We start from the raw sequence: 19,538 nt of genomic DNA, 5'->3' as shown, positions 1-19,538 counted from the left end.
CAGTGTGGGAGTGATCCGACATCGGCTGTCGCGCCCGGATGTCGGCCCCCGCATCACACCAAGGAGTTACTGTGAAGGTTCTCATCGTCCTCACCTCGCACGACCAGCTGGGAGACACCGGCGACAAGACCGGCTTCTGGCTGGAAGAGCTGGCCGCCCCCTACTACGAGTTCGTGCGTGCCGGCGCCGACGTCACGCTGGCGTCCCCGAAGGGCGGCCAGCCGCCGCTCGACCCGAAGAGCAACGAGCCCGACGCGCAGACCGACGACACGCGTCGCTTCGAGTCCGACGCCGAGGCCACGGCCGCGCTGTCGTCGACGGTGCGTCTCGACAGCGTCGACCCGACCGCGTTCGACGCCGTCTTCTACGCCGGCGGCCACGGCCCGCTGTGGGACCTCGCGGAGGACCCCACCTCCAAGGCCCTCATCGAGGGTGCGCTCGCCGCCGACAAGCCCGTCGCGCTCGTGTGCCACGCGCCCGGCGTGCTGCGCCACGTCACGACGCCGTCCGGTGCGCCGCTGGTCGAGGGCAAGGACGTCACCGGGTTCACGAACTCCGAGGAGGCCGGTGTCGGCCTCACCGACGTCGTCCCGTTCCTGGTCGAGGACATGCTGAAGGAGAAGGGCGGCCGCTACACGCAGGGCGACGACTGGGGCCCCCACGTCGTCCGCGACGGTCTGCTCGTCACGGGCCAGAACCCCGCCTCGTCGGCACCGGCCGCCGCGGCGCTGATCGAGCTGCTCGCGAGCACGTCGGAGTGATGCGCCGCCGGTGACGTCGAGTCACCGGTCACCGACGACGGGCCCCAGCTGTGGACAGCCGGGGCCCGTCGCACGTCGTCGCTGGGAGGATGGTCGGCATGGGCAGTCGGAGCAGGCAGCAGCGCGACGCGCGACGACGCGCCACGGCGCGGTCCCCGCGGATCACCCCGCGGCACGGGAGCGGCGACGCCGTCACAGGTGGTCTCGCGCCGTCGGACGTCATCGAGCTGATCGACCTGGCGGCGCGCTACGCCGTCGACGCCCCCGGCTCGATCGGCCCGCACGTCCAGCTGCTCAACGAGCTGGCCGCGACGGCGTCGGCACCGGACGTCGACCCCGCGGCGCTGGTCGTCGACGAGGTCCTGGCGCGCGTCGCGACGGCCTTCGAGCACGGCTGGCAGCCGCTCGACCTCGTCCACGCGACGCGTCGGCAGACGTCCAAGCAGGGCGCCGCGTGGCTCGCGCGCGCGGTGCAGGTCGAGGCGGAGCGGTCGCAAGCCCTCACCAGGGCCCCGCAGGCATGGGCCGACCAGCTGCGCACGCTCTCGCACCGTCACCGTCACCGGGGCGGCGTCGACGGGCTGCTGTCACCCGGCGGCGCCGTGGCGGCCGACGAGTGGATCGCGGCGCTCGTGGTGCTCGACCTCCTGCACCGCCTGCCCCGCATCGAGCAGCTGGTCACCCCGCCGTCCCGGTGGGGCACGCAGTCGCCGCGGCGACCGACGAGCACCCGCGCCGGATCGGAGCCGTCCGGGGCCGATCGCGCCAAGACGCTGGTCAAGATCCGTGCCCTGCTGGCCAAGGCCGAGTCGACCGAGTTCGCGGCCGAGGCCGAGGCGTTCACGGCCAAGGCCCAGGACCTCATGACCCGCCACTCGATCGACGAGGCCCTGCTGGCCGACGGCGCGGGGGAGTCGTTCGACGTCCGCGGCCGGCGCGTGCTGATCGACCAGCCCTACGCGCTCGAGAAGGCGACGCTGCTGCACGTCGTCGCCGAGGCCAACCGGGTGCGCGCGATCTGGAACAGCTTCGCGTCCTACGTGACGCTCGTGGGCGTCCCGACCGACGTCGACCAGACCGACATGCTGTTCACGTCCACGCTGGTGCAGGCCACGCGGGCCATGACGCAGGCCCACCTGTCGTCGGCGCCCTTTCGCCGCGCGTTCCTGCACGCCTTCGCGGTGCGCATCGGCGAGCGGCTGACGGCGTCGACCGACGAGGCCGTCGCGAGCTACGGCTCGGCGCTCGTGCCGGTGCTCGAGCGGCAGGAGGCCGCGATCGCCGAGGAGTACGACCGCCTGTTCCCGCACGTCACGACCGGGTCCCGGCGCCAGCGTCAGCTCGACGCGCGCGGCTGGGACGCCGGCACCCGCGCCGCCGACGCCGCCGTCCTGCCCGCGGGGCGGCTCGACGCGTGAGGCCCGGGGCGCGAGTCGCACCTCACTAAGGCAGGCCTTCGTTGAACGGGCGGAATCATTAACGGCACACTGGTGTTGTGAAATACGTGCAGACAGTGGAGAAGGTGTCGTCGGTCGACGACTCGCCCACGCGCACACGCGTCTCGCAGACGATCCTCGAGAACGGTCCCTCCACCGCCGCCGACCTGGCCGACCAGCTGGGCCTGACCTCCGCCGCGGTGCGCCGCCACCTCGACCAGCTCGTCGCCGACGGCGTCGTCGAGGCGCGCGACCAGCGCGTCACCGGCCAGCGCGGCCGCGGGCGTCCCGCCAAGGTCTTCGCGATCACCGATGCGGGCCGCGACGGCTTCGAGCACGCCTACGACGAGCTCGCCGCCGGTGCCCTGCGCTACCTCGCCGCGACGGGCGGGGACGAGGCCGTGAAGGCCTTCGCCCGTCATCGCCTGGTCGACCTCGAGGACCGCTACCGCCCGCTGCTCGCGCTGGCCGAGCCCGCCCAGCGTCCCCGCGTGCTGGCCGACGCGCTGAGCCGCGACGGCTTCGCCGCCTCCGTCAGCACGACGCCCGCCGGCGCGCAGATCTGCCAGCACCACTGCCCGGTCGCCCACGTGGCCGAGGAGTTCCCCCAGATGTGCGAGGCCGAGGCGGAGATGTTCTCCCGCCTGCTCGGCTCGCACGTGCAGCGCCTCGCCACGATCGCGCACGGCGACGGCGTCTGCACGACCCACCTGCCCACCACCCCCACCACCCCCACGACCCCCACCACCGCAGAGAGGTTGCCCTCATGACGACCACGTCAGAGACGAATGCACCCACCGCAGTCCCGAACGCCATCGAGGAGGCCAATCCCGGCCTCAAGGACGTCGGCCGCTACGAGTTCGGCTGGTCCGACGGCAACGACGCCGGCGCCAACGTCCAGCGCGGCCTGAGCGAGGAGGTCGTCCGCAACATCTCGGCGCTCAAGAGCGAGCCCGAGTGGATGCTCGACCTGCGCCTCAAGGGCCTCAAGCTGTTCGGTCGCAAGCCCATGCCCACCTGGGGCTCCGACCTCGGCGGCATCGACTTCGACAACATCAAGTACTTCGTGCGCTCGACCGAGAAGCAGGCGGCCACGTGGGACGACCTGCCCGAGGACATCAAGAACACGTACGACCGGCTCGGCATCCCCGAGGCCGAGAAGCAGCGCCTCGTCTCCGGTGTCGCCGCGCAGTACGAGTCCGAGGTCGTCTACCACTCGATCCGTGAGGACCTCGAGGCCCAGGGCGTCCTGTTCCTCGACACCGACACGGCGCTCAAGGAGCACCCCGAGCTGTTCAAGGAGTACTTCGCGACGATCATCCCGGTCGGCGACAACAAGTTCTCCGCGCTCAACTCGGCCGTCTGGTCGGGCGGCTCGTTCATCTACGTGCCCAAGGGCGTCCACGTCGACATCCCGCTGCAGGCCTACTTCCGCATCAACACCGAGAACATGGGCCAGTTCGAGCGGACGCTGATCATCGCCGACGAGGACTCCTACGTCCACTACGTCGAGGGCTGCACCGCGCCGATCTACTCCAGCGACTCGCTGCACTCGGCCGTCGTCGAGATCGTCGTCAAGAAGGGCGCCCGCGTCCGCTACACGACGATCCAGAACTGGTCGAACAACGTGTACAACCTCGTCACCAAGCGCGCCGTCTGCGAGGAGGGCGCCACGATGGAGTGGGTCGACGGCAACATCGGCTCCAAGGTCACGATGAAGTACCCCGCGGTCTACCTCATGGGCGAGCACGCCCGTGGCGAGACGCTCTCGATCGCCTTCGCGGGCGAGGGACAGCACCAGGACGCCGGCGCCAAGATGGTGCACGCGGCCCCCAACACGTCGAGCTCGATCCTCAGCAAGTCGGTCGCCCGTGGCGGCGGACGCACGTCGTACCGCGGCCTGCTGCAGGTGCTCGAGGGTGCCGAGGGATCGGCCAGCACCGTCAAGTGCGACGCCCTGCTGGTCGACCAGATCAGCCGCTCCGACACGTACCCGTACGTCGACGTCCGCGAGGACGACGTGACCCTGGGCCACGAGGCGACCGTCTCCAAGCTCAGCGACGACCAGCTCTTCTACTTCATGTCCCGCGGCATGGAGGAGGACGAGGCCATGGCGATGATCGTCCGTGGGTTCGTCGAGCCGATCGCGCGCGAGCTGCCGATGGAGTACGCCCTCGAGCTCAACCGCCTGATCGAGCTCCAGATGGAAGGAGCGGTCGGTTGACCCTCGCCGAAGCCCTCGAGCTGTCCCCGGTCGAGTCGCACCTCCACCCGGAGGGTTCGTTCGACCTCGCCGACCACCCCGTCCCCACCGGGCTCGAGGAGATCTGGCGGTTCACGCCGCTCAAGCGTCTCCGCGACCTGCACCAGGACGCGCCGCTCGACGGTGACGACCACACGATCGAGGTCGTCGCCGCTCCCGGCGTGACCGCGGTGTCGGTGCCCGCCGCCGACTCGGCGCGCGGCGCGTCCGGCTACGTGCCGGTCGACCGCGTGTCGGCTCGTGCGTGGGCCGCCGCGACCTCGGTCCTCGAGGTCACGATCCCGGCCGAGGCCGTGATCGACGAGCCGACGACCATCCGCGTCCACGGCGGCGGCATCGACAACGCCGGGGCGGGCCACCTGCTGGTGCGCGCCGGCCAGTTCTCCAAGGCCGTCGTGGTCGTCGACTACGACGGCTCGGCGACGTGGGCCGAGAACATCGAGGTCGTCGTCGAGGACGGTGCCCAGCTGACGTTCGTCACGATCCAGGACTGGAACGACGACAGCGTGCACGTAGTCACCCAGCACGCCACGGTCGGACGTGACGCCGAGCTGCGCCACGTCGCGATCTCGCTGGGCGGCGACGTCGTCCGCGCCAGCACGTCGGCCGACTACCGCGGCACCGGTGGCAGCGTCGAGATGCTCGGCGTCTACTTCGCCGACGCGGGCCAGCACATCGAGCACCGCCTGTTCGCCGACCACACCGCGCCGCGCACCAAGAGCAACGTCGAGTACAAGGGTGCGCTGCAGGGCCAGGACGCCCACACCGTGTGGATCGGCAACGTGCTGATCCGCAAGGAGGCCGAGGGCATCCTGACGTACGAGAGCAACGACAACCTCGTGCTGACCGACGGCGCCAAGGCCGACTCGGTGCCGAACCTCGAGATCGAGACCGGCGACATCGAGGGGGCCGGTCACGCGTCCACGACCGGACGCTTCGACGACCAGCACCTGTTCTACCTGCAGAGCCGCGGCATCCCCGAGGAGGAGGCGCGCCGACTCGTCGTGCACGGCTTCTTCAACGACATCATCCGCCGCATCGGCGTGCCCGCCCTGCAGGAGCGCCTCGTCGCCTCCATCGAGGACGAGCTCGCCGAGCACGTGGGACGCATCGACGCATGAGCTTCGTAGCAGCGGCGCAGCTCGCCGACGTCCCGAACGGGGGAGTGCTGGCCGTCGAGCTCGACGGCCAGGAGATCGCCCTCGTCCGCGACGGCGACGACGTCTACGCCGTCCGCGACGAGTGCTCGCACGCGTCGATCCCGCTGTCCGAGGGAGACGTCGAGGGTTGCGAGATCGAGTGCTGGCTGCACGGATCGCGCTTCGACGTCCGCACCGGCAAGCCGTTGAACCTGCCGGCCACCGACCCCGTACCGACCTATTCCACCCAGATCGAGGGAGACGCCGTCATGGTCGATCTCTCCACCCCCAGGAGCTGAACATGGCAACACTCGAGATCAAGGACCTGCACGTCACGGTCACCACCGAGGAGGGCGAGAAGGAGATCCTCAAGGGCGTCGACCTGACCGTCAAGACCGGTGAGGTCCACGCCATCATGGGGCCCAACGGCTCCGGCAAGTCGACGCTGGCCTACTCCATCGCCGGCCACCCGAAGTACAACATCACCGGCGGCACCGTCACGCTCGACGGCGTCGACATCCTGTCGATGTCGGTCGACGAGCGCGCCCGCGCGGGGCTGTTCCTCGCGATGCAGTACCCCGTCGAGGTGCCGGGCGTCTCGGTCGCGAACTTCCTGCGCACCGCCAAGACCGCGATCGACGGCGAGGCCCCCAAGCTGCGCACGTGGGTCAAGGACGTCAACGCGGCGCTCGAGCGCGTCACGCTCGACAAGGACTTCGCCCAGCGCAGCGTCAACGAGGGCTTCTCCGGCGGTGAGAAGAAGCGCCACGAGATCGCTCAGCTCGAGCTGCTCAACCCCAAGTTCGCGGTGCTCGACGAGACGGACTCCGGCCTCGACATCGACGCGCTGCGGGTCGTCTCCGACGGCGTCAACCGCTACAGCGACCAGGGTGACCGCGGCGTCCTGCTGATCACGCACTACACGCGCATCCTGCGCTACATCAAGCCCGACTACGTGCACGTGTTCGTGGCGGGTCGCGTCGCCGACCAGGGCGGACCGGAGCTCGCCGACGAGCTCGAGGCCAACGGCTACGACAAGTACGTCAAGGCCGCCGCCGAGGCATCGGCGTGACCGTCGTCGAGGGGACCACGACCGACACCGCGTCGTTCGACGTGGCGAGGATCAGGGCGGACTTCCCGATCCTCGGGCGCATCCTGCCCGGTGACCTGCCGCTGGTCTACCTCGACAGCGCCAACACGTCGCAGAAGCCGCAGCAGGTCATCGACGCGATCTCCGACCACTACCGGCTGCACAACGCCAACGTGGCCCGTGCGATGCACCACCTCGGTGCCGAGGCGAGTGCGGCGTTCGAGCTCGGACGCGACAAGGTCGCGGCCTTCATCAACGCGCCCAGCCGTGACGAGGTCGTCTACACCAAGAACGCCTCCGAGGCGCTCAACCTGGTGGCCCGGGTGCTCGGCGACGCCGGTCGCGTCGGCGAGGGCGACGAGGTCGTCATCACCGAGATGGAGCACCACTCCAACATCGTGCCGTGGCAGCAACTGACGCAGCGCACGGGCGCGACGCTGCGCTGGTTCGGCGTCACCGACGAGGGCCGGCTCGACCTCGACGACATCGACTCGCTGATCACCGAGCGCACCAAGGTCGTCTCGCTGACGTGGGTGTCGAACATGCTCGGCACGATCAACCCCGTCGATCTCGTCATCGCCAAGGCGCGCAGCGTCGGGGCGCTCGTCGTGATCGACGCGTCGCAGGCCGTCCCGCAGATGCCCGTCGACGTCGCCGCACTGGGCGCCGACTTCGTCGTCTTCACGGGCCACAAGCTCGTCGGGCCGACCGGCATCGGCGTGCTGTGGGGCCGGTACGACCTGCTCGCCGAGCTGCCGCCGTTCCTCGGCGGTGGCGAGATGATCGAGACCGTCACGATGCAGGGCTCGACGTACGCACCGCCGCCGGCACGGTTCGAGGCCGGCACGCCGCCGATCGCGCAGTCCGTCGGGCTGGGTGCGGCGGTCGACTACCTCAGCGGCATCGGCATGGAGAACGTCGCCGCCCACGAGCAGGCCATCACGGCCTACGCGCTGGCCGCCCTGCAGGAGATCGACGGCCTGACGGTCGTCGGGCCGAAGGAGGCCGTCGACCGCGGGGGAGCGGTGAGCTTCACGCTCGAGGGCGTCCACCCGCACGACGTCTCGCAGCTGCTCGACTCGCGCGGCATCGCCGTGCGCGCCGGTCACCACTGCGCCAAGCCGGCCCACCTGCGCTTCGGCGTGCAGTCGACGACCCGCGCGTCGTTCTACCTGTACACGACCGAGCAGGAGATCGACGCACTCGTCGAGGGCCTGCACCACACCAAGAAGTACTTCGCATGAACGACCTCGGCCCGAGGAGGACGGCATGAACACCTCAGCCATGGACTCGCTGTACCAGGAGATCATCCTCGATCACTACAAGCACCCGCACGGTGCCGGACTGCGTGAGCCGTTCGAGGCCGAGGTGCACCACGTCAACCCGACGTGCGGCGACGAGATCACGCTGCGCGTCCACCTCGACGGCGAGACCGTCGGCGACGTGTCGTACGACGCGCAGGGCTGCTCGATCAGCCAGGCGTCCGTGTCGGTGCTGAACGACCTGGTCGTCGGCAAGTCCGTCACCGAGGGCATGACCGTCCTCGACAGCTTCACCGAGCTGATGCAGGGCAAGGGCCAGGTCGAGCCCGACGAGGACGTCCTCGAGGACGGCATCGCCTTCGCCGGCGTCGCCCAGTTCCCCGCCCGCATCAAGTGCGCGCTGCTGGGCTGGATGGCCTGGAAGGACGCCGTCTCGCAGGCGCTCGTCACCTCTTCAGCACCTGACACCACTGCCACCTCAACCACGGGAGACCCCGCATGACCACCGATCACAGCGACCTGCCCGAGGTCACCACGGCCCCGGCCGGCGCGACCACCAAGGAAGACGTCATCGAGGCGATGAAGGACGTCGTCGACCCCGAGCTCGGCATCAACGTCGTCGACCTCGGGCTCGTCTACGGCGCCGACGTCGACGAGCACAGCAACACCGTCCTGTCGATGACGCTGACGTCGGCGGCGTGCCCGCTGACCGACGTCATCGAGGACCAGACCCGCGCGGCGCTCGACGGCATCGTCAACGACTTCCGCATCGAGTGGGTCTGGATGCCGCCGTGGGGCCCCGACAAGATCACCGACGACGGCCGCGAGATGCTGCGCGCCCTCGGCTTCAACATCGGCTGACCCCCCCACACAACGCTGAGGAGGGGGTTACGGCCCTCCGGCGAGAGACATGTCGCCCCTCGTCTGGGCGGTAACGGCCTCGTGGAGGGGCGGTAACCCCCTCGTCAGCGTCGCGGCTGTGGGATCGTCGTCGCATGCGTGCTGAGGTCGAGGTCCGCAGCACCGGGTCGCGGCGCGCGCTGGACGCGACGAGCGTCGTGCTGTGCGTCCTGGTCGACGCCGCCGTGGCCTTCGCGGTCGTCGAGTCGCCGTTCGGGACGATCTTCATCCTGGACGACGACCCGCCTGACGGGTACGTGCTGGCTCCCCTCCTCGCGGGCATGGTGATCGGTGCGCTGCAGCGGATCGCCGTCGGTACGTCCACGACGGTCGTCGCCGCGGTCATCGCGGCACTGGGGGGAGTTGCGACTCTGTTCTTCGTGTTCCCGGCGGGTGTCGTCGCGGTCGGGTGCGTGCTGGGTGCCGTCGCCGCGACGGGGGTGCGGCGACGCATGCGCCGACGGTCGGTGCTCGCCGCGATCGTGCTGGTGGTCACCGGGACGATCGCCGCCGGCTACGGGCTGACCCGCCCGCAACCGGCCGACATGCCCCTGCTCGACGTCACCGCGGTGCCTGGCGCTCCGTCGCTCGTCGTCGATCCGCAGCGGCGCGCGCACGGACAGCAGCTGAGCGGCGTGCTCATCGACGTCGACGGATGCCTCGGGCTGGCGGTCAACAGCGTGGAGGGACGACGGTTCGTCGTCGCCTGGGAGCGGGGCACGTCCGTCTCCGCGAGGCCCTACGTCCTCGACCTCGCCGGCCGTTCGTACCGCCTGGGTGATCGTGTGACGCTGCCGGGAGCCGCCTACATCACCCTGTCGAAGGACCTCGCCGGCTACGCCCCCGACCTGCCGAGATCCTGCCGGGGGACGGACTTGATCCTCGCGGGCTGACGTGCCTGTGACCAAGGGCACCAGCTCTCTCGTCGCGGGGCGGTAACCCCCTCGTCGGCGGGGACGTATGGTGGAGGGGTGAGCTTCTACCAGCGGGAATGACGTCGAGCCCCTCGCGGCTCCGTCGACCCCTCTCACACCCCCATATCGAAGGTTTTCCATGCTCACCGTCTCCAATGTGGAGCTGCGCTTCGGCGCGCGCGTCCTGATGTCCGATGTCTCGTTCCGTGTCGACAAGGGCGACAAGGTCGGCCTGGTCGGACGCAACGGCGCCGGCAAGACGACCCTGACCCGCATGCTGTCCGGCGACGGCCAGCCCGCGCAGGGCTTGATCACGTCGACCGGCAAGATCGGCTACCTGCCGCAGGACCCGAAGTCCGGGGACCTCGCCACGACGGCCCGCGACCGCATCCTGGGTGCCCGTGGCCTCGACGAGGCGCTCACCGCGATGCGCAAGGCCGAGCTCGACATGGGCTCGCCCGACCCCGAGATCGCCGAGAAGGCCATGAAGGCCTACACGCGGGCCGACACGGCGTTCAACGCCGGCGGCGGGTACGCGGCGGAGTCCGAGGCCGCGACGATCTCGCACGCCCTCGGGCTGCCCGACCGCGTGCTCGAGCAGCCGCTGTCGACCCTGTCGGGCGGACAGCGACGCCGCATCGAGCTCGCTCGCATCCTGTTCTCGGACGCCGACACGCTCCTGCTCGACGAGCCGACCAACCACCTCGACGCCGACTCGGTGACGTGGCTGCGCGGCTTCCTCAAGTCGTTCAGCGGCGGCATCGTCATCATCAGCCACGACGTCGACCTGATCGAGGAGACCGTCAACAAGGTCCTGTACCTCGACGCCAACCGCGGCACGATCGACATCTACAACATGGGTTGGGCGTCGTACGTCAAGCAGCGCGAGGCCGACGAGGCCCGCCGCAAGCGCGAGCGCGCCCTGGCCGTCAAGAAGGCCGACGCGCTGACGTCGCAGGCCAACAAGTTCCGCGCCAAGGCGTCGAAGGCGTCGACCGCCCAGCAGATGCTGCGTCGCGCCGAGCAGCTCGTCTCGGGCCTCGAGGGCGAGCGGGTGCAGGACAAGGTCGCGAACATCAAGTTCCCCAAGCCCGCACCCTGCGGCAAGACGCCGCTGATGGCCGAGGGCCTCTCGAAGTCGTACGGCTCGCTCGAGATCTTCCTCGACGTCGACCTCGCGATCGACAAGGGCAGCCGCGTCGTGATCCTGGGCCTCAACGGTGCCGGCAAGACGACCCTGCTGCGCATGCTGGCCGGGACGCTGCGGCAGGACAGCGGCGAGGTCATCCCCGGCCACGGTCTCAAGATCGGCTACTTCGCCCAGGAGCACGAGACGCTCGACACCTCGCGCACCGTGCTCGAGAACATGCAGGCCCAGGCGCCGCAGCTGACCGACACCGAGGCGCGCAGCGTGCTCGGCTCGTTCCTGTTCAGCGGTGACGACACGTCGAAGCCGGCCGGGGTGCTCTCGGGTGGCGAGAAGACGCGTCTGGCGCTCGCGAGCCTCATCGTGTCGAGTGCCAACGTGCTGCTGCTCGACGAGCCCACCAACAACCTCGACCCGGCCTCACGCGAAGAGGTGCTGCGGGCGATCCGCAACTACGAGGGTGCGATCGTGCTGGTCTCGCACGACGAGGGCGCCGTGCGCGCGCTCGAGCCCGACCGCGTCCTGCTGCTGCCCGACGGCGACGAGGACCTGTGGTCGGAGGACTACCTCGACCTCGTGACGCTGGCCTGAGTCGTCCGGCCGCGCGTCAGGCGTGGGTGGGGAAGTTCGACTGCCGGGTCTTCTTCTCGGGCTCGCCGGCGAAGCCGTCGACGCGCGTGGGGTTGCGACGCTCCTTGGCCTCGGCCCGGGCGAACCAGAAGTACCCGACGACGGCCAGCAGGGCGAAGAACCACCACTGCAGGGCGTAGAAGAAGTGCGGGCCCTGGCCCAGCTCGGGCTTCGGCTCGGCGGCCAGGCCCGCGGCCGGCTCGGGTGACTGCGACTGCAGGTTGACGTAGCCGTCGACCAGGTCGTACGGCATGACCTCGCCGAGCGCATCGCTCGAGATCGCGCGGATCTGGCCCTCCGACGGCTTCACCGCCGCACCGCCGGCGCCGTTGTTCTGTCGCAGCCAGCCCTCGATCGTGACCTCGCCGGTCGACGGGGCGGGCACCTGCGGACGCTTGACGGTGTTGGCGGTCTCGATCCACCCGCGGTCGACCAGCACCGCGTCGCCGGACGCCAGCACCAGGGGAGTGACGACGTCGACGCCGGGGGCTCCGTCGCGGGTCGTGAACTTGACGGTCAGCTGCTGGTCGAGGTCGTAGGTCCCGGTCGCCGTCACGCGCGTCCACTCGGTGGTGCCGTCGACCTCCTGGCCCGACGGCAGCGCCGTGGCGATGTCGACCGGATCGGTCGAGAAGTGCTTCGTGATGACGTCGTTGCGGTCGAGGCGCAGCTCGAGCTTGTGCATCTGCCAGAACCCGAGCCGCGTGCAGAGGGCGGCGAGCACGACGACGAAGACCGCGAAGCCGATCCATCGCGCGCTCAGCATGAAGCGATACACACCTCGACGGTAGTTGTCGGCCCCAAGCCGGGCCGAGCCGGGTTGGGCGCGGACGCCTACGATGGAGGGATGGACCTCATCGATCGACATGGCCGCGTTGCCACGGATCTCCGGGTCTCCCTGACCGACCGGTGCAACCTGCGCTGCCAGTACTGCATGCCCGCCGAGGGGCTCGACTGGCTGCCGACCGACGCGACGCTGACCGACGACGAGCTCAACCGGCTGATCCGCATCGGCGTCGAGATGCTGGGCATCCGCGACGTCCGCTTCACGGGCGGCGAGCCGCTGCTGCGCCGCAGCCTGCCGTCGATCGTGGCGACGACGAAGGCGCTCCCGTCGCGTCCGCGCACGGCCATGACGTCCAACGGGCTGGGTCTCAAGCACACCGCCCGGGCACTGGCCGAGGCCGGCCTCGACCGCGTCAACATCAGCCTCGACACGACCGATCCGGCGACGTTCGAGAAGATCACCCGGCGCAACCGTCTGCACGACGTCCTGGACGGCCTGGAGGCCGCCCACGAGGCCGGTCTGCGGCCGGTGAAGGTCAACGCGGTGCTGCTGCGCGGCATCAACGACCACGAGGCTCCCGACCTGCTGCGCTGGTGCATGGAGCACGGGTACGAGCTGCGGTTCATCGAGCAGATGCCGCTCGACGCGCAGCACGGCTGGAACCGCGAGGCGATGGTCACCGCCGACGAGACCCTCGACCTGCTCGGACGCCACTTCCGGCTCACGGGCCTCGACGGCCGGGGGTCGGCGCCGGCCGAGAAGTTCCTGGTCGACGACGGTCCGCACACGGTCGGCATCATCGGCTCGGTCACGAAGCCGTTCTGCGGCGACTGCAACCGGGTGCGCCTGACGGCCGACGGCCAGATCATGAACTGCCTGTTCGCCCGCGAGGAGTCCGACCTGCGCGCCCCGATGCGCGCGGGGGCGTCGGACGCCGAGATCGCCGACCGGTGGATCGCGGCGATGGCGACGAAGCTGCCTGGCCACGGCATCGACGACCCGACGTTCCTGCAGTCCGACCGCCCGATGTCGGCGATCGGCGGCTAGCGGCCGACGCTCAGAGGGCGACCGTCTCGCGGTAGAAGTCGCGGGCGTCGAGGAACGTCCGCAGCGACGACTCGTGCTCGTCGCACGCCAGCCAGATCTTGCGGCGGTCGGGCGTGTGGATCTTGGGGTTGTTCCAGACGACCTGGTGCACGGCTGCGGCCGTGCAGCCCTTGGCCGAGCAGATCAGCTCGTCAGCCACGGTCGAGCGGTGTCGTGCGGGTCGTGGCGATCTGCTTGCCCGGCTCGGGACCGAACGGCGAGGGCCCGTCGCCCTTCTTGCGCACCCCGGCGTTGGCGAAGATGACCGCGGCGTACGGCAGGAAGACCGCTCCGACGAACATGAGCCAGCCCGCGACGGCGTACGGCATGGGCTGCATGACCAGGACGACGCCGCCCAGGAAGCACAGCGTGCGGATCAGCATCGAGACGGCGTAGCGCTTCTCTCGGCGCATGCGATCGTCCGTCTGCGACTCGGCCGCAGTCGTGATCGAGAAGACCTGCTGCTTGCGTGGTTCGCGGTACTCGGGCACCCTCCCAGCGTACGCCGGACGACCGAGCCTGCATGATGGGCACATGACTGACCGCACATACCGCATCACCGAGATCGTCGGCACCTCCCCGGAGGGTGTCACGCAGGCCGTCGACAACGGCATCAAGCGCGCCTCGCAGACGCTGCGCCACCTCGACTGGTTCGAGGTCACGGGCATCCGTGGTCAGATCACCGACTCCGAGGTCGGCCACTACCAGGTGACGATGAAGATCGGCTTCCGGCTCGAGGACGACGAGTGAGCTAGTCGGTCGACCCGAAGCGGCGCAGCAGCGCCGCCGAGGCGGACAGGACGACCACGGCGCCGCCGTACACGTAGGTGGTCTCGGCGAGCCCGATGTGGGCCGACGCGACACCGGCGGCCACGGCGGGGATGCCGAACGCCAGGTAGCTCACGACGAAGACGGACGCGAACAGCTCGCCGCGCTCGTGCGGGGCCGCCAGCGGCGTGATGGAGCGCATGATGCCGAGGAACGACGCCCCGAAGCCGATGCCCGCGACGACGGCGGCGGCGATGAACGCCCAGTACGAGCCGGCCGCGAGCGCCGCGAGCGTCAGGGCGGTGCCGACGGCCAGGGCCGTGGTGCCCGCGATCGTCAGCTCGCGCGACGTGCGACGGCGCGCGACGTAGCACGCGACGGACCCGGTGCCGGTCAGCACGGCGACGACCAGGCCCTGCTCGACGTGCAGCTCGGCGCCCAGCTCACGGCCCGCGAGCGGCGCCCCGAGCGACAGGTAGAGCCCGCTCGTGGCCCAGCCCGCGAGCAGCGCCGGCGCGCTGCGCAGGAACGGCGCCCGCGCGGCGGCGGGAACGCCCGCGCGCGGCACGAACGACGCCGCCAGGCCCTCGTGGCGCGGGGACGTCTCGGGCAGCAGCCACACTGCGGCAGCGACCACGACGTACGCGACGGTCAGACCGCCGAACACGACCGCGAGCGCCGACGACGTCCGGTCGAGCAGGGCGCCGGCGACCACGGCTCCGAGCGCCAGACCCGCCAAGGGGCCGACGCTGTTGAGCGTCGCGGCCGATCCCGGACGCCGCGCCGGCTCGAGGTCGACGACGGCGGCCGACAGCGACGACATCAGCAGCCCCGCGGCGACGCCCTGCACGATGCGCGCCGCCACGAGCACCGCCACGGTGTCGGCGTGCCAGAACGCGACCATGCTGGCCGCCAGCACGATGAATCCCACCGAGATGACGGGCCGTCGCCCGAGGTGGTCCGACAGCGAGCCGGCCACGAGCAGGGTCATGAGCAGCGCCACGGCGTAGACGGCGAAGATCGTCGTCATGGTCGCGGCCGAGAAGCCGATCTCCTGCTGCAGGACGGGATAGAACGGCGACGGGGCGCTGGCGGCGACCATCATGGCCACGACGGCGGCCACGGCCAGCGCGAAGCCGGGCGTGCGGACGCCCGTGGCGCGCCGGGACGTCGGTGCGGTGGTGACGGTCATAGGGCCTCCGGGTCGTCGCGTCGAACCGACGGTTCGATCGAAGTGGAACAGTTACACGGTACGCCGATCCTTTGACAGTTCAAGTATTCTCGAACCATGACGGGCATCACGCGCCTCCCGCACCCCGAGCCGGCCGACGTCGCGCTGACCGACGTCCTGTTCGCACTGAGCGACCCGGCCCGGCTCGAGATCGTCCGCGAGCTCGCCGCGGGCCCCCTGACCATGGCCGAGTGCGGGGTGACCAACCCGGACCTGCCGAAGTCGACCAAGTCGCACCTCATGAAGGTGCTGCGCGAGGCGGGGATCGTGCGCAACGAGCCCGACGGACGCCGCCGGCTCGTCAGCCTGCGCAAGGACGAGCTCGACGCGGTCTTCCCGGGGCTGCTCGACTCGGTGCTGGCCGCGGACTAGTCGACGACGTCGGCGAGATCGGCCGCGTCGGCCGCCTCGACCTCTTCGCGGGTGATGCCGAGCAGGTAGACGATCGCGTCGAGGTAGGGCACGTTGACGGACGTCTGCGCCTGGTCGCGCACCAACGGCTTGGCGTTGAAGGCGATGCCGAGGCCCGAGGCCGCCAGCATGTCGAGGTCGTTGGCGCCGTCGCCGATCGCGACGGTGTTCTTGACCGGGATGCGTGCCTCGGCGGCGAAGCGGCGCAGCGCCTCGGCCTTGCCGGCCCGGTCGACGATCGCACCGGTGACCCGGCCGGTCAGCCGGCCGTCGACGACCTCGAGCCGGTTGGCCGCGTAGTAGTCGACCCCGAGCTCGGCGGCGATCTTCTCGATGATCTGCGTGAAGCCACCGCTGACCAGCGCGAAGCGGTAGCCCAGGCGCTTGAGCGTGCGGATCATGGTGCGGGCGCCCTTGGCGTAGGCCAGCGAGGCGTAGACCGCGTCGAGTGCCGCCTCGTCGACACCCTCGAGCAGGGCGACGCGGGCCACGAGCGACTCGGCGAAGTCGAGCTCGCCGCGCATCGCGGCCTCGGTGACCCGGGCGACCTCGTCCTCGCAGCCCGCGTGGGCCGCGATCATCTCGATGACCTCGCCCTGGATGAGGGTCGAGTCGACGTCCATCACGACGAGGCGCTGGGCGTGGCGCAGGATGCCGTTCTCCTGCACCGCGACGTCGACGCCCTGCTCGTGGGCGATCGCGGCCAGGTCGGCCTGCAGCTGGTCGGGGTCGGCGCCGGAGACCTCCATGCGGATCGCGGTCACGGGGTAGCGCGCCATGCGGACGATGCGGTCGATGTTGCCGCCGTCGTCCTTGATGCCCTGGGCCAGGGCGGCCATCGCGGCGGGCCGCAGGGGAGCGCCGAGCACGACGACCTGCGCACGGCCGACGCGGCGGGCCCGGTTGTCGCCCGTGCCGTGCTCGACCGCGACCTCGAGGCCGAAGTGCTCGCCGACGGCCCGGACCGTCCGCTCGAGGTCGTCGAGGTCGTCGGGGAGCGTCACGAGGGCGCTGAGGATCAGGCGACCGCGCACGACGAGCTGCTCGACGTCGATGACCTCGACGCCGGTCGGCGCCAGATCGCCGAACAGGCGCGTGGTGACTCCGCTCTGGTCGGGGCCCGTGAGGGTCACCAGGACGGTCGGATCGGTGAAGTGCGACGTGGGCACGGGCTCGGTCATCGCACCCGAGGCTATCGCTGACGGCAGACACCGTCGCGATAGGTTGGCACCACCGACCATCACCACGCCACGACGTCGTGGTCACGACGTTCGCGCGACCACGACCAGGAGGCCGCATGCCCGCCGCTTTCGAGCTCTCGGACGTCAGGGTCGAGCGCCCGGGCAAGGTCCTGCTCGACGACATCAGCTGGACCGTCGACGAGAGCGACCGGTGGGTCGTCCTCGGGCCCAACGGAGCGGGCAAGACGACGCTGCTGCAGATCATCGGGGCGTCGCTGCACCCCACGTCCGGCACCGTCGACATCCTCGACGAGCGCCTCGGCCAGGTCGCCGTCGCCGAGCTGCGCACGCGCATCGGCCACACCAGCACCAAGGTCGCCGACCGCATCCCGCCCACCGAGTCGGTGCGCGACGTCGTCCTGTCGGCCGCCTACGGCGTCACGGGCCGCTGGAACGAGGAGTACGACGAGCACGACCACGTCCGCGCCGACCAGATCATGGGGGAGTGGGGCATCGCCCCGCTCGCCGGACGCACGTTCGGCACGCTGTCGGAGGGCGAGCGCAAGCGGGTGCTGATCGCCAGGGCCCTGATGACCGATCCCGAGCTGCTGCTGCTCGACGAGCCGGGCGCCGGTCTCGACCTGGGGGCTCGCGAGGACCTGCTCTCGAGCCTCGAGACGCTCGCCGGCTCCGAGGGCTCGCCGGCCCTCGTCATGGTGTCGCACCACGTCGAGGAGATCCCGGTCGGCTTCACGCACGTGCTGCTGGTGCGCGACGGACGGGTCGTGGCCCAGGGCCCGATCGCCGAGACGCTGACCGCCGACCACCTCTCGGAGACGTTCGGCCAGCGCATCCACCTCGACCGCGACGGTGGACGCTACGCCGCGCGACGGGCAGGATACGGACGCCGGGCCAACCGCGCCACGACAGGGGAGACCACATGATCGACTGGATCCGTGACCACGCGTGGGCGACCTGGCTGGGGCTGGCCGTCGTCCTGGCCGTCGTCGAGATGCTGAGCCTCGACCTCGTCCTGCTGATGTTCGCCGTCGGCGCCCTCGCTGCGGCCGCGGCGGCGGGCCTCGGCGCCCCCATCTGGATCACGCTGCCGATCTTCGCGATCGTCTCGCTGCTCCTGCTGTTCCTCGTGCGACCGTCCGTCGTCGCCAAGCTGCACGCCGGCCCGACGCTGCAGACGGGCCACGTCAACCTCGTCGGCGCGACGGCCGTCGTGGTCGAGCCGGTCGACGGCCGCTCCGGACGCATCCAGCTGCGCGGCGAGCTGTGGTCGGCCCGCGCCGCCCACGACCTCGTCTTCGACACCGGCGACGACGTGCTCGTCACCCAGATCGACGGCGCGACCGCCGTCGTCACCTCAGCCACCGCAGCGCCGCCCCTCTCGAAGGAGTCCTGATGAACGCAGCACTGATCGTGCTCGTCCTGCTCGCCGTCCTGGCGATCGTGATCGTCTCGATGACGGTCAAGATCGTCCCCCAGGCCCGGTCGGGCATCGTCGAGCGGTTCGGCAAGTACCGCACGACCCTGTCGGCGGGCCTGAACATCGTCATGCCGTTCATCGACAAGGTGCGCTACGTCATCGACCTGCGCGAGCAGGTCGTGTCGTTCCCGCCGCAGCCCGTCATCACCGAGGACAACCTGGTCGTCTCGATCGACACCGTCATCTACTTCCAGGTGACCGACCCGGTCGCCGCGACGTACGAGATCGCCAACTACATCCAGGCGATCGAGCAGCTCACCATGACGACGCTGCGCAACATCACGGGTGGCATGACCCTCGAGCACGCGCTGACGAGCCGCGACCAGATCAACTCCGGCCTGCGCGGCGAGCTCGACTCCGCGACCGGCAAGTGGGGCATCCGCGTCAACCGCGTCGAGCTCAAGGGCATCGACCCGCCGCCGTCGATCATCGACGCGATGGAGCAGCAGATGCGCGCCGAGCGCAACAAGCGCGCCGCGATCCTCACGGCCGAGGGCGAGCGCCAGTCGGCGATCCTGACCGCCGAGGGCCAGAAGCAGTCCGCGATCCTGACCGCCGAGGGTGAGCGCCAGGCGCAGATCCTGACGGCACAGGCCGACCGCCAGGCGCAGATCCTGCGTGCGCAGGGCGAGGCGCAGGCCATCCAGACCGTCTTCCAGGCGATCCACGACGGCAACCCCGACCAGAAGCTGCTGTCGTACCAGTACCTGCAGATGCTGCCGAAGATCGCCGAGGGCGACAACGCCACGACGTGGATCATCCCGGCCGAGCTCACCAAGGCGCTCGGCACGCTCGGCGGCACGCTGGGCTCGATCCCGGTCGACGGCGGCGGCAACAAGACGCGCGTCGACTACGAGGCCGAGATCGACGACGACGCCGTCCAGACCGAGGCGACGAGCGAGGCCGTCCAGGAGGCGCTCGACGCCGCCAAGGCGGCCGAGAACCCCGCGACGAGCGCTGCCGACGTGCCTCCGGCACCCCCGGCCCCCGCGCCGCCCGCAGCGCCGGAGCCGCCCCAGCAGCAGGGGTAGAAC

The 19,538-nt window shown here is 70.5% G+C and carries 23 protein-coding genes; 18 read left to right on the top strand and 5 right to left on the bottom strand.

Features of this window, described 5'->3' with window-relative positions; genetic code table 11:
• Nucleotides 1-71 precede the first annotated feature (71 nt).
• The 12 genes from IFT73_RS06475 to IFT73_RS06420 all read left to right on the top strand — a co-directional run bounded on the left by IFT73_RS06475 (nucleotide 72) and on the right by IFT73_RS06420 (nucleotide 11,503).
• On the top strand, nucleotides 72-761 hold the full coding sequence (locus IFT73_RS06475; protein WP_056608968.1) for a type 1 glutamine amidotransferase domain-containing protein: 690 nt from the start codon (nucleotides 72-74) through the stop codon (nucleotides 759-761).
• Between the two features lie 98 nt (nucleotides 762-859).
• A complete protein-coding gene (locus tag IFT73_RS06470; RefSeq protein ID WP_192166857.1) occupies nucleotides 860-2,179 on the top strand; it encodes a DUF2786 domain-containing protein in 1,320 nt (439 codons plus the stop codon).
• An 86-nt stretch (nucleotides 2,180-2,265) separates the two neighbouring features.
• Nucleotides 2,266-2,967 carry a helix-turn-helix domain-containing protein gene (locus IFT73_RS06465; RefSeq protein ID WP_192166856.1) on the top strand — a complete coding sequence of 234 codons (702 nt, stop codon included), beginning with the start codon at nucleotides 2,266-2,268 and terminating at the stop codon, nucleotides 2,965-2,967.
• Nucleotides 2,964-4,421 (top strand): Fe-S cluster assembly protein SufB, encoded by a 1,458-nt coding sequence (sufB, locus tag IFT73_RS06460; RefSeq protein WP_056608962.1) that lies wholly within the window; start codon nucleotides 2,964-2,966, stop codon nucleotides 4,419-4,421. Before IFT73_RS06465 ends, sufB begins: the two co-directional genes overlap by 4 nt.
• A complete protein-coding gene (gene sufD, locus IFT73_RS06455; RefSeq protein ID WP_192166855.1) occupies nucleotides 4,418-5,581 on the top strand; it encodes a Fe-S cluster assembly protein SufD in 1,164 nt (387 codons plus the stop codon). The genes sufB and sufD overlap by 4 nt, the downstream gene beginning before the upstream one ends.
• A complete protein-coding gene (locus IFT73_RS06450) occupies nucleotides 5,578-5,898 on the top strand; it encodes a non-heme iron oxygenase ferredoxin subunit (RefSeq protein ID WP_192166854.1) in 321 nt (106 codons plus the stop codon). The genes sufD and IFT73_RS06450 overlap by 4 nt, the downstream gene beginning before the upstream one ends.
• A 2-nt stretch (nucleotides 5,899-5,900) precedes the next feature.
• On the top strand, nucleotides 5,901-6,671 hold the full coding sequence (gene sufC, locus IFT73_RS06445; RefSeq protein WP_192166853.1) for a Fe-S cluster assembly ATPase SufC: 771 nt from the start codon (nucleotides 5,901-5,903) through the stop codon (nucleotides 6,669-6,671).
• Complete coding sequence (locus IFT73_RS06440; protein ID WP_192166852.1) at nucleotides 6,668-7,933, top strand: SufS family cysteine desulfurase; 1,266 nt, start codon at nucleotides 6,668-6,670, stop codon at nucleotides 7,931-7,933. Before sufC ends, IFT73_RS06440 begins: the two co-directional genes overlap by 4 nt.
• A gap of 25 nt (nucleotides 7,934-7,958) precedes the next feature.
• Nucleotides 7,959-8,453, top strand: coding sequence for a Fe-S cluster assembly sulfur transfer protein SufU (gene sufU, locus IFT73_RS06435; RefSeq protein WP_192166851.1), 495 nt, complete (start codon nucleotides 7,959-7,961; stop codon nucleotides 8,451-8,453).
• Entirely contained in the window at nucleotides 8,450-8,812 is a 363-nt protein-coding gene (locus tag IFT73_RS06430) for a metal-sulfur cluster assembly factor (protein WP_192166850.1), read from the top strand. Before sufU ends, IFT73_RS06430 begins: the two co-directional genes overlap by 4 nt.
• Nucleotides 8,813-8,946: 134 nt before the next feature.
• Nucleotides 8,947-9,744, top strand: coding sequence for a hypothetical protein (locus tag IFT73_RS06425; protein WP_192166849.1), 798 nt, complete (start codon nucleotides 8,947-8,949; stop codon nucleotides 9,742-9,744).
• 160 nt (nucleotides 9,745-9,904) lie between these two features.
• Nucleotides 9,905-11,503 (top strand): ABC-F family ATP-binding cassette domain-containing protein, encoded by a 1,599-nt coding sequence (locus tag IFT73_RS06420; RefSeq protein ID WP_192166848.1) that lies wholly within the window; start codon nucleotides 9,905-9,907, stop codon nucleotides 11,501-11,503.
• A 16-nt stretch (nucleotides 11,504-11,519) separates the two neighbouring features.
• On the opposite strand, the gene IFT73_RS06415 is transcribed toward IFT73_RS06420, so the two are convergent.
• Nucleotides 11,520-12,320, bottom strand: a complete 801-nt coding sequence (locus tag IFT73_RS06415) for an SURF1 family protein (protein ID WP_192166847.1) — start codon at nucleotides 12,318-12,320, stop codon at nucleotides 11,520-11,522.
• A gap of 69 nt (nucleotides 12,321-12,389) precedes the next feature.
• Here IFT73_RS06415 and moaA point away from each other — a divergent pair, with 69 nt between their 5' ends.
• A complete protein-coding gene (gene moaA, locus IFT73_RS06410) occupies nucleotides 12,390-13,376 on the top strand; it encodes a GTP 3',8-cyclase MoaA (protein ID WP_192166846.1) in 987 nt (328 codons plus the stop codon).
• A 10-nt stretch (nucleotides 13,377-13,386) separates the two neighbouring features.
• On the opposite strand, the gene IFT73_RS06405 is transcribed toward moaA, so the two are convergent.
• Nucleotides 13,387-13,575 (bottom strand): acetone carboxylase, encoded by a 189-nt coding sequence (locus tag IFT73_RS06405; RefSeq protein WP_192166845.1) that lies wholly within the window; start codon nucleotides 13,573-13,575, stop codon nucleotides 13,387-13,389.
• Nucleotides 13,568-13,906, bottom strand: a complete 339-nt coding sequence (locus tag IFT73_RS06400) for a DUF3099 domain-containing protein (protein ID WP_371811172.1) — start codon at nucleotides 13,904-13,906, stop codon at nucleotides 13,568-13,570. The genes IFT73_RS06405 and IFT73_RS06400 overlap by 8 nt, the downstream gene beginning before the upstream one ends.
• Nucleotides 13,907-13,949: 43 nt before the next feature.
• Between IFT73_RS06400 and IFT73_RS06395 the strand changes: the two genes are divergently transcribed.
• A complete protein-coding gene (locus tag IFT73_RS06395) occupies nucleotides 13,950-14,165 on the top strand; it encodes a dodecin (protein WP_056608938.1) in 216 nt (71 codons plus the stop codon).
• Between the two features lies 1 nt (nucleotide 14,166).
• Here IFT73_RS06395 and IFT73_RS06390 read toward each other — a convergent pair whose 3' ends face one another.
• The gene (locus IFT73_RS06390; protein ID WP_192166843.1) at nucleotides 14,167-15,375 is read right to left on the bottom strand and encodes an MFS transporter; all 1,209 of its coding nucleotides are present in this window, start codon (nucleotides 15,373-15,375) and stop codon (nucleotides 14,167-14,169) included.
• 96 nt (nucleotides 15,376-15,471) lie between these two features.
• On the opposite strand from IFT73_RS06390, the gene IFT73_RS06385 reads away from it, so the two are divergent.
• On the top strand, nucleotides 15,472-15,786 hold the full coding sequence (locus IFT73_RS06385) for a helix-turn-helix transcriptional regulator (RefSeq protein WP_192166842.1): 315 nt from the start codon (nucleotides 15,472-15,474) through the stop codon (nucleotides 15,784-15,786).
• Here the strand turns inward: IFT73_RS06385 and serB are convergent.
• Entirely contained in the window at nucleotides 15,783-17,006 is a 1,224-nt protein-coding gene (gene serB, locus IFT73_RS06380; RefSeq protein ID WP_192166841.1) for a phosphoserine phosphatase SerB, read from the bottom strand. The two genes, IFT73_RS06385 and serB, sit on opposite strands and share 4 nt — an antisense overlap.
• A gap of 116 nt (nucleotides 17,007-17,122) precedes the next feature.
• Here serB and IFT73_RS06375 point away from each other — a divergent pair, with 116 nt between their 5' ends.
• The 3 genes from IFT73_RS06375 to IFT73_RS06365 are packed head-to-tail and all read left to right on the top strand — an operon-like array spanning nucleotide 17,123 to nucleotide 19,535.
• Nucleotides 17,123-17,950: an ABC transporter ATP-binding protein gene (locus tag IFT73_RS06375; protein ID WP_192166840.1), complete on the top strand. Its 828-nt coding sequence runs from the start codon at nucleotides 17,123-17,125 to the stop codon at nucleotides 17,948-17,950.
• Nucleotides 17,947-18,420, top strand: coding sequence for an NfeD family protein (locus IFT73_RS06370; RefSeq protein WP_056608929.1), 474 nt, complete (start codon nucleotides 17,947-17,949; stop codon nucleotides 18,418-18,420). The genes IFT73_RS06375 and IFT73_RS06370 overlap by 4 nt, the downstream gene beginning before the upstream one ends.
• Nucleotides 18,420-19,535, top strand: coding sequence for an SPFH domain-containing protein (locus tag IFT73_RS06365; RefSeq protein ID WP_192166839.1), 1,116 nt, complete (start codon nucleotides 18,420-18,422; stop codon nucleotides 19,533-19,535). Before IFT73_RS06370 ends, IFT73_RS06365 begins: the two co-directional genes overlap by 1 nt.
• Nucleotides 19,536-19,538: the final 3 nt, after the last annotated feature.

Source organism: Aeromicrobium sp. CFBP 8757 (assembly GCF_014841755.1).
In the GTDB taxonomy this organism is placed as follows: domain Bacteria; phylum Actinomycetota; class Actinomycetes; order Propionibacteriales; family Nocardioidaceae; genus Aeromicrobium.
Note: the sequence above shows the minus strand (reverse complement) of the source record. Positions and strands in the feature narration are given on the sequence as shown.